Source organism: Candidatus Arsenophonus triatominarum (genome assembly GCF_001640365.1).
In the GTDB taxonomy this organism is placed as follows: domain Bacteria; phylum Pseudomonadota; class Gammaproteobacteria; order Enterobacterales; family Enterobacteriaceae; genus Arsenophonus; species Arsenophonus triatominarum.
This window is the reverse complement of record NZ_LWMI01000058.1, coordinates 1-7,756: the sequence shown is the minus strand read 5'-3', so window position 1 is coordinate 7,756 and position 7,756 is coordinate 1. Positions and strand designations below refer to the sequence as shown.

Genomic DNA, 7,756 nt, shown 5'->3' with positions numbered 1-7,756 from the left:
GAGTAAGGCGGTTGGCTCCCCTGTTTAATTTAAAGCAATGGAACCTCAAAGGTAGGGTATATGCGCATGTCTGAAAATACTCAACACTGCCGCCTATCTGTGGGGCATCATGACCACCATCGGGGGAGTCATGACAACGATTTTTGATTTTTTTACCCTTGAGCAGTGGGTAGCTGTGATGGGTATTGTCTGCACGATAGGGACATTTTTTATCAACGTGTACTACCGCAAAAAGGAGTACAAACTCAAGGAGCGTCAGTATGAAGATACCGAAAAAAATATTGATGGCAACGGGCGGTAGTGCGCTGTTTTTAGCCTCAGCGATGATAACGCATTTCGAAGGGCTGAGACTTAAGCCCTATTTTGACGGTGGCGGTATTCTTTCTGTTTGCTACGGGCACACAGGCAAGGATATTGTGCGTAACCGGATGTACACGCAAGAAGACTGCGATAAGTGGCTTAATGACGATTTAAAAGCCGTTAAGCGTTATGTTGACCCGTTGATTAAGGTCAATATCAACACGCTAACACAGGCAGCCCTTTACTCATTTGCTTATAACGTGGGCGTGGGTAATTTTGCCAAATCGACCTTGTTCAAAAAGCTCAACAACAATGACCGAAAAGGGGCATGTGATGAGATGAAGCGGTGGGTTTATGTGAAAGGCGAAGTTTGGAAAGGGCTAATTACCCGTCGGGAAATTGAGAGCGTAATATGTTATGGCGACCTTACTCATTTATCGGAGTGATTATTGCAGGGTTAATTCTCTCACTTATTTTTATCAACTACCGTTATCAAACCATCAGGCAAAACTACCAAACATTAAAACAGCAATATCACGCACAAATTGAAGCCGTGAAACGGCAACAGCAAAAAATCGATACCTTACATCAACTCAATATTCAACACACCGAGGAACTGAATAATGCCAAAACAGAGCTTGATAAGCTGCATGATGCTGTTCGTGCTGGTAACAAGTGGTTGCGCCTCAACGCCGTGTGTCGTACATCCAAAACCGCTACCCCCCAGAGCCGACATGATGAAGCCACCCCACAACTTGGTGAGGCAGCTCGAGAAGATTATTTCCGTCTCAGAGCGATGATAGCTGAGAACGAAAAGCAGACGGAATATCTGCAAAAATATATCAAAACACAGTGTCAATGAATCGGTAATTGACACGTTCAAATCTTAACAAATCTAGCGTGCCACATACGCAACTAATCCAAACATCGAACCCGTTATTTAGGAATGAGCCTTTGAGGTAATCAGTTTTGCTGATGTCACTTCGATGGGCTGATTTCCTATGTGGCAAAGGTTCATTACCTAAGTAAGGAAGACATCATGAATAGTGTATTAACATTTAAAACCCACAATATTGCTCCTTTTAATAATGGAGATAATAAGATATGGCTCACAGGTGAACATTTAGCAAAATTACTTGAATATAAAGACAGCAAAAAAGTCGCTAATCTTTATAACAGACATAAAGACGAATTTACTGCCAGTATGAGTGTTGTAGCCAAAGTGAGGACCTCGGATAAATCAACGAGTTACAATAAATTTGTATCCGATGTAAGATTATATTCCCTGCGTGGAGCTTATCTTATTGGTATGTTTTCACGAACAAAAGTAGCAAAAGATTTAAGAATATGGCTACTAGATTTGGTTGAAAAAGAATCAAATGTTGAAGTTGGCGTTCTTGACATAAAGACATTAACTGAACTTACTGGACAAAAAATACATGACTCAATAGCTATGTTTGATAAAGCTTCATTTAAGCATAGAGGGCAAAAGGGTAGTGGTTTATTAGCTCAGCGTAAAAGAGACATAAAGAAAGTAAAAGAAGCAACCGCTATAGCACTAAGCTAACTCAACTTAATATACCTGATCTTGGTGATTTTCCTGACGGAGAAATCCCAGCATGAACCACGAACAATTCATCGAAACTAATGTCAAGGCCGAGTTAATCAAGCTCGGCTTTTCTTCATTAATAGCAGCAATGGCAACAAGTGAAGCTATCCGGTACTACCGCAAACAACCCGCAAGCAGACGAGGCAAGATGATAGTGGATTGTCTCAATCAGGCTAAACGATGGGCGAAGAGTGCGGCTAAAAATAAACATTAAGTAAGGTAGCTATTATGACTCTCACAGATAAACAGGAAGCCTTTTGTCGAGAGTATCTGATTGATTTAAACGCAACACAGGCGGCAATAAGAGCAGGCTATAGCGAAAAAACAGCCCGTAGAATAGGGAGTGAGAACGTTACAAAACTAGACATCCAAAAACGCATACAAGACCTCATGGAGGAGCGCAAAAATCGCATTGAGGTTAATGCTGACTACGTTCTTAAGCGACTGGTTGATATCGACCAGATGGACGTATTAGACATTCTGAACGAGTCAGGCGATTTAAAACCAATAAAAGAATGGCCTAAAGTCTGGCGGACAACATTAAGTGGTTTAGATATTGCGGCGATACGCCTTGAGGGCGCAGAGGCGTTGCTTAAAAAAATAAAATGGCCAGATAAAATTAAGAATCTTGAGCTATTAGGTAAGCATATCGCTGTTCAGGCTTTTCGCGAACAGGTCAGTAATGAACACACAGGAAAGGGGGTAACCCTATCGAGCATATTACCCGTGAGATGACCCCGAACAGGCGGCAGAAGCCTATAAAAAATTGATGGGGTAAAGGGCTGAAATTGCTTGCTTATTTGGATTAAGAATAACATTCATGCAAACATAATTGTTTAATATCATGTAGTTATATTTAACAACACCCTGTTTTATATTTTTTATGTACACAGTTATGCGCAAAATATTTTTTTGACTGACCCTTTTCCGGACATTTTTCTATGCCGTTACCCTTTCCTTTTGACTTTAAAAAACCGGATTATGTTCAGGTGTTTGAATGGCGCGCTGAGCGACTACAACGTCTTCGGGAGCAGCCGGAAAATCTTAAACTATTGGCCCATTTCTATCAGCAAAACCCCGCCCAATTTATTATTGATTGGGGCATGACAACAGACCCACGTAATATTGATTACGGCCTCCCCGTCACAACCCCTTTTTTACTGTTTCCGAAACAGGAAGCATGGATTGACTGGATAATGACACGCTGGAAAGGACGTGAAAATGGCATTACCGAAAAGAGTCGTGAAATGGGTTTAAGCTGGACGTCAATTGCACTCGCATGCGCTTTATGTCTCTTTAATAAAGAGATGGTAATTGGCTTTGGTTCACGCAAAGAAGAGTATGTTGACAGCACCGGTGACCCGAAAGCGTTGTTCTGGAAAGCCCGTAAGTTTATTGAAACTTTACCGCAAGAGTTTCGGGGAGGCTGGGTAGCGAAAAAACACGCGCCTTATATGCGGGTCAATTTTCCAAACACCGGCGCCATTATCAAGGGTGAAGCGGGGGACAATATTGGACGGGGTGACCGGACGACACTCTATTTCGTCGATGAAGCCGCCTTTTTGCCTCGTCCGCTATTGATTGATGCTGCCCTATCCCAAACTACCCGCTGTCGCATTGACTTAAGCTCGGTTAATGGGATGGACAATCCTTTTGCCCAAAAACGCCACAGTGGACGCATTCCGGTGTTTACCTTTCACTGGCGCAATGACCCCCGTAAAGATGAACAATGGTACGAAAAAGAGTGCCTGAAAATCGATAATCCGGTCATTGTGGCGCAGGAACTGGATTTGAACTATCAGGCGTCTGTTGAAGGTATCTTAATTCCCGCCGAATGGGTACAGGCGGCCATTGATGCCCATATCAAACTGGGGTTTTTGACAACGGGGGCTAAACGACTCGGTTTTGACGTTGCAGATGAGGGCGATGACAGCAACGCCCTCACGTTTGCACACGGATCGGTTGTCACGGATTGCCAGCAGTGGAGTAAAGGTGACGTGATCAGCTCAGCAAACCGAGTCAAAAACTATGCTGAGGAAGCCCATGCCGATGAAATCATCTATGACTCCATCGGGGTAGGGGCAGGGGTGAAAGCGCATCTACGACGGGTATGTCATATCACCGCAACCGGATTCAACGCGGGTGGGGCTGTCTTTAAACCTGACGCAAAATATGTGGCGGGAAAACCAATAAAGATATGTTCGCGAATATCAAAGCGCAAGCCTGGTGGGGCGTCCGAGACCGTTTTTTTAATACCTGGCGATGTATCATGCAGTTGGAGAAACACCCGATGATAAGCATTTCATCAATCAATTTACCAATGACCAGTTAATCAGTCTGAGCGCAAGTATAAACAACTTGACGCTCTGAAAGCTGAATTATCCCGTCCTCGGGTGAATTACGACAACAATGGACGGGTGAAAGTCGAGAGCAAAAAGACATGAAAAAACGGGGCATCGCTTCACCAACATGGCCGATTCATTAATTATGGCATTTTCGCCCGTACAAAACCGTTCCATATTCCCGACGAGGCATTTTTCTAATGAGCAAAGAAACAGGAAAAAGGACGTTAAGCCTGAAAGGGAAAAAGCATTTTCCATCTCTGACATCGATATGTATCCGGTCAGTGAGCAGCCAGTCTACGAATTCAACCCTATGCCCCTCCCGCAAGCGTGATACCCGAAGCAAAGAGAGCGGATGCGCTGGCGAATGATGCACCCCGTATGAAACCCTGAATGCATTCGGGAGTGATTGTTTGTATGGTGGGTTTCAGGGATACCCGATGTTGGCCATGAAAGCGCAGCAATCCGAGTACGCCAATGTTGCCGCGATTTTTGCTGACGAGGTTACGCGCCAATTGGTTAACCGTAAAATCCTCATCCGATGATGAGGACCTCGTTAATGAGGTGGAAGGGGTAATCGTGAAATATCGCCTTCAGGATATGATCCATCAGGCCGTTTTGCATGATTGTCTGTTCGGCATAGCGCATATCTATATTGACATGGGCGCCGATGAGAATGAAATGCGCAATCCGCTCTTTAAAGACAGAGCAAAAGTGGGCGATAAATTTCGCGGTTTTCGTATTATTGAGCCTATTTGGACGTATCCGGCGATGTATAACACGCTCAGACCGTGGGAGCCGGATTTTTATCAGCCTTCATCGTGGTTTGTGATGGGGCAGACCATCCATGCCTCCCGATTTATTGACCTAGTGACGCGTCCGGTATCACAGATACTGAAACCTGCCTATAACTTTGGGGGCTTATCGCTGATCCAGCTAATGGAGCCTTATGTCAAGGCGTGGGAAACTATCCGCGATGAAATACCCAAAATTGTCAAGGCTTTTACGCTGACGGGGCTGAAAACCGACATGGAAAAACGGATGGAAAACCCAGGCGAGTTCAAACGCCGCATCGATATCATGACCAACTACCGAAACAATCGCGGGGTACTGGCGCTAGATACGGAGGAAGCGTTTTTTCAGATCAATACACCGATGACGGATCTTGAGAAAATCGCCTCAAACTATCAGGAACAACTGTGTATTCCCTCACGGATGCCGGTGATTAAGCTGCTTGGCAATGCGCCCGCGGGACTGAATGCAAACGGGCAGGGTGAAATCGATGTCTGGCACGAAACCATCTCCGGTATTCAGGAACGCAATATTCGCCCCATGATACAGCAAATGCTGGATTACCTGTTTATAGCGGAATTTGGGCAGCTATTACCCGAAATTACGTTCACCTTTAACCCACTCGATGAGCTAACCGAAAAGGAAATGTCGGAGATAAATCTCAATAACGCTTCAATGCTGGCTAATTTAGCAACGAGTTCATGTATTTCGACGATGGATGTCGCTCAATGGCTTATCAATAATCCGAAGAGTGGTTTGCTTTCATGAACGGGCAGGAAAACGAAGATGAAACAGACGAAAAAGAAGGAGAAAACACTTAAACCTTCACTCCCCAATGCAGGGATACAGCTTTGGTATCAGCGTGAATTACGTCGCCAGATTACCAGGATGCATAAAAACGTCACCGCCAAAATTTTAACTTCCTTTCAAAAATTCTCTTGCTTACGACGCCAGCCCCGCCTCAATGATAAGGAATACGCTCCGCGCGCTTTCTGCCCGCTGGGTAAAGAAATTCACTGGCCTTATCCGACGATCTGGCAAAACCTTCGTTAACCGAGCAGCCGGTAATGTGGATGTGCCCCTTAAAAAGCAGCTGGTCGATAAGGGGTTTGCGATTGATTTCAAAATGACGCGCGACATGCACAATGCGGTGACAGCGATTGTGGCGGAGAACGTGTCATTAATTAAATCCATCCCCCAACGCTATTTCACTAACGTTGAATCCGTGGTTCTCCAGTCTGTTTCGCGGGGAGGTGATTTAGCTCAGCTTAAAAAAACATTGGGACAACAGTTTGGCGTAACTGCCAGAAGGGCGGAATTGATTGCCCGTGACCAGAACCGAAAAGCGAATTCTGCCTTGGCGGCAGTGAGACAGCATGCGCTGGGGATAACTGAGGGGATTTGGCGACATACCGGCGCAGGGCAACACCCAAGGCCTGATCATGTAAAAGCCACGGGCAAGAAATTTTCGCTCCGTAAAGGCTGCCTGATTAGCGGTGAATACATCCTGCCAGGTGAAAAAATCAATTGTGGGTGTATTTGGGAACCGGTTTTACCCACTTTCGAGGATTGACAACGTGCAAGTGACAAAAGACGGTCTCGCGATGGATGCCAAATCTGCGCGGGAAGTGGACAAATTTGGCAAAATGTATGTCCGTGATAACCGGATAAGCAAAGCGAACATTAGCGGTTATTACGGCGTTGAAATACCTGGCTATGAAAAGTTGGGTCTGGAATCCAGAAAAATATATCAGCTTTATCGCCCCCCGCAAGAGCTGGAAAAAGCCATGCCGACGTTTAACGGTATCCCCGTTCTGATGGGGCATCCTGCCGAGAACAATACGAAACCCATCACCGATCTCGCGGTGGGTGCCGTGATGAATGATATCCGTTTTGAATTTCCCTATCTCATCGCTTCGATTTCTATTTGGGATGAAGCAGCAAAAGCGGGTATTGAAACCGATATCCAGCGCGAATTATCGCCCTCCTACAGCTACGTACCGGATATGACGCAGGGCAGCGTTGATGGAGAGGCCTATGATGGCGTGATGCGCAATATTCACGCCTACCACCTGGCGATTGTTCCTGATGGCAGGACGGGGCAGATGTTCTAGTCAACGACGCAAAACCAGAGGATTTAAAAAAAATGGCAGACGAAAAGAAAGCCGATGATGAAATGATCGCAGGACTGAAAGAGCGCCTGCCAAATGCCAGTGACGAAGATATTCATACGGTGGCAGAGTATATCAATGGACTGACCTCAAAAGCGAATGACGAGAGACAAAAGAAGATCCGTCGATGATAACAGAAAACGAAGAGGATAAGAAAAAGGACGTGTACGATGATGAATAAAAAACCGCTAACGATGCGGCTATCCTGATCCAACAGGCAGAAACAAAATTCGCGTGAATTTGCAGCGCTTCGTGCGGCAGAACGTTTGTGTTCACCGCTGATTGGTGAAGTGGCTGTGACTCTGCCGAAGAAGTCTACCGGATAACACTCAGCCAAAACGGCATCGACACAAAAGGGGTTCATCCCTCAGCACTCCCCAAATTGGTGGAGATGCTCAAAAACACCCACAATCAACCTGAACCTCGAGTCGCCTTTGACTCAAATTCAGTGTCCCGTGTTGACCAGTTTTTAGGAGCAAAATGATGGCCTTTCAGAACAATGTAGCGCTTTATCAGGCACCGGGTCGGGAAGGCAATTTTGC

10 protein-coding genes and 1 pseudogene are annotated in these 7,756 nt (G+C 45.4%); all 11 read left to right on the top strand.

From position 1 onward, the window contains the following. The first annotated feature begins 109 nt into the window (after nt 1–109). The 11 genes and pseudogenes from AYJ55_RS22280 to AYJ55_RS31260 all read left to right on the top strand — a co-directional run bounded on the left by AYJ55_RS22280 (nt 110) and on the right by AYJ55_RS31260 (nt 7,345). A complete protein-coding gene (locus AYJ55_RS22280; protein ID WP_063657962.1) occupies nt 110–301 on the top strand; it encodes a phage holin family protein in 192 nt (63 codons plus the stop codon). Further along, complete coding sequence (locus tag AYJ55_RS22275) at nt 261–746, top strand: lysozyme (protein WP_063653566.1); 486 nt, start codon at nt 261–263, stop codon at nt 744–746. The genes AYJ55_RS22280 and AYJ55_RS22275 overlap by 41 nt, the downstream gene beginning before the upstream one ends. After that, on the top strand, nt 713–1,162 hold the full coding sequence (locus AYJ55_RS22270) for a lysis protein (protein ID WP_063653564.1): 450 nt from the start codon (nt 713–715) through the stop codon (nt 1,160–1,162). Before AYJ55_RS22275 ends, AYJ55_RS22270 begins: the two co-directional genes overlap by 34 nt. Before the next feature lie 177 nt (nt 1,163–1,339). Then, nucleotides 1,340–1,867 carry a BRO family protein gene (locus AYJ55_RS22265; RefSeq protein ID WP_063657961.1) on the top strand — a complete coding sequence of 176 codons (528 nt, stop codon included), beginning with the start codon at nt 1,340–1,342 and terminating at the stop codon, nt 1,865–1,867. Between the two features lie 270 nt (nt 1,868–2,137). Beyond that, nucleotides 2,138–2,644 (top strand): terminase small subunit, encoded by a 507-nt coding sequence (locus tag AYJ55_RS22255; protein WP_063657959.1) that lies wholly within the window; start codon nt 2,138–2,140, stop codon nt 2,642–2,644. A 206-nt stretch (nt 2,645–2,850) separates the two neighbouring features. Then, nucleotides 2,851–4,420, top strand: a pseudogene (locus tag AYJ55_RS22250) (terminase large subunit); the annotation flags it as partial. Between the two features lie 308 nt (nt 4,421–4,728). Then, nucleotides 4,729–5,811: a phage portal protein gene (locus AYJ55_RS22245; RefSeq protein WP_074168202.1), complete on the top strand. Its 1,083-nt coding sequence runs from the start codon at nt 4,729–4,731 to the stop codon at nt 5,809–5,811. Between the two features lie 18 nt (nt 5,812–5,829). After that, on the top strand, nt 5,830–6,096 hold the full coding sequence (locus AYJ55_RS31265; protein ID WP_187153366.1) for a hypothetical protein: 267 nt from the start codon (nt 5,830–5,832) through the stop codon (nt 6,094–6,096). Nucleotides 6,097–6,112: 16 nt separating this feature from the next. Beyond that, nucleotides 6,113–6,616, top strand: a complete 504-nt coding sequence (locus AYJ55_RS22240) for a phage head morphogenesis protein (protein WP_245677534.1) — start codon at nt 6,113–6,115, stop codon at nt 6,614–6,616. Nucleotides 6,617–6,647: 31 nt separating this feature from the next. Then, nucleotides 6,648–7,157 (top strand): DUF2213 domain-containing protein, encoded by a 510-nt coding sequence (locus AYJ55_RS22235; RefSeq protein ID WP_162505824.1) that lies wholly within the window; start codon nt 6,648–6,650, stop codon nt 7,155–7,157. A gap of 32 nt (nt 7,158–7,189) precedes the next feature. After that, nucleotides 7,190–7,345: a hypothetical protein gene (locus AYJ55_RS31260; RefSeq protein ID WP_187153364.1), complete on the top strand. Its 156-nt coding sequence runs from the start codon at nt 7,190–7,192 to the stop codon at nt 7,343–7,345. Nucleotides 7,346–7,756 lie beyond the last annotated feature (411 nt).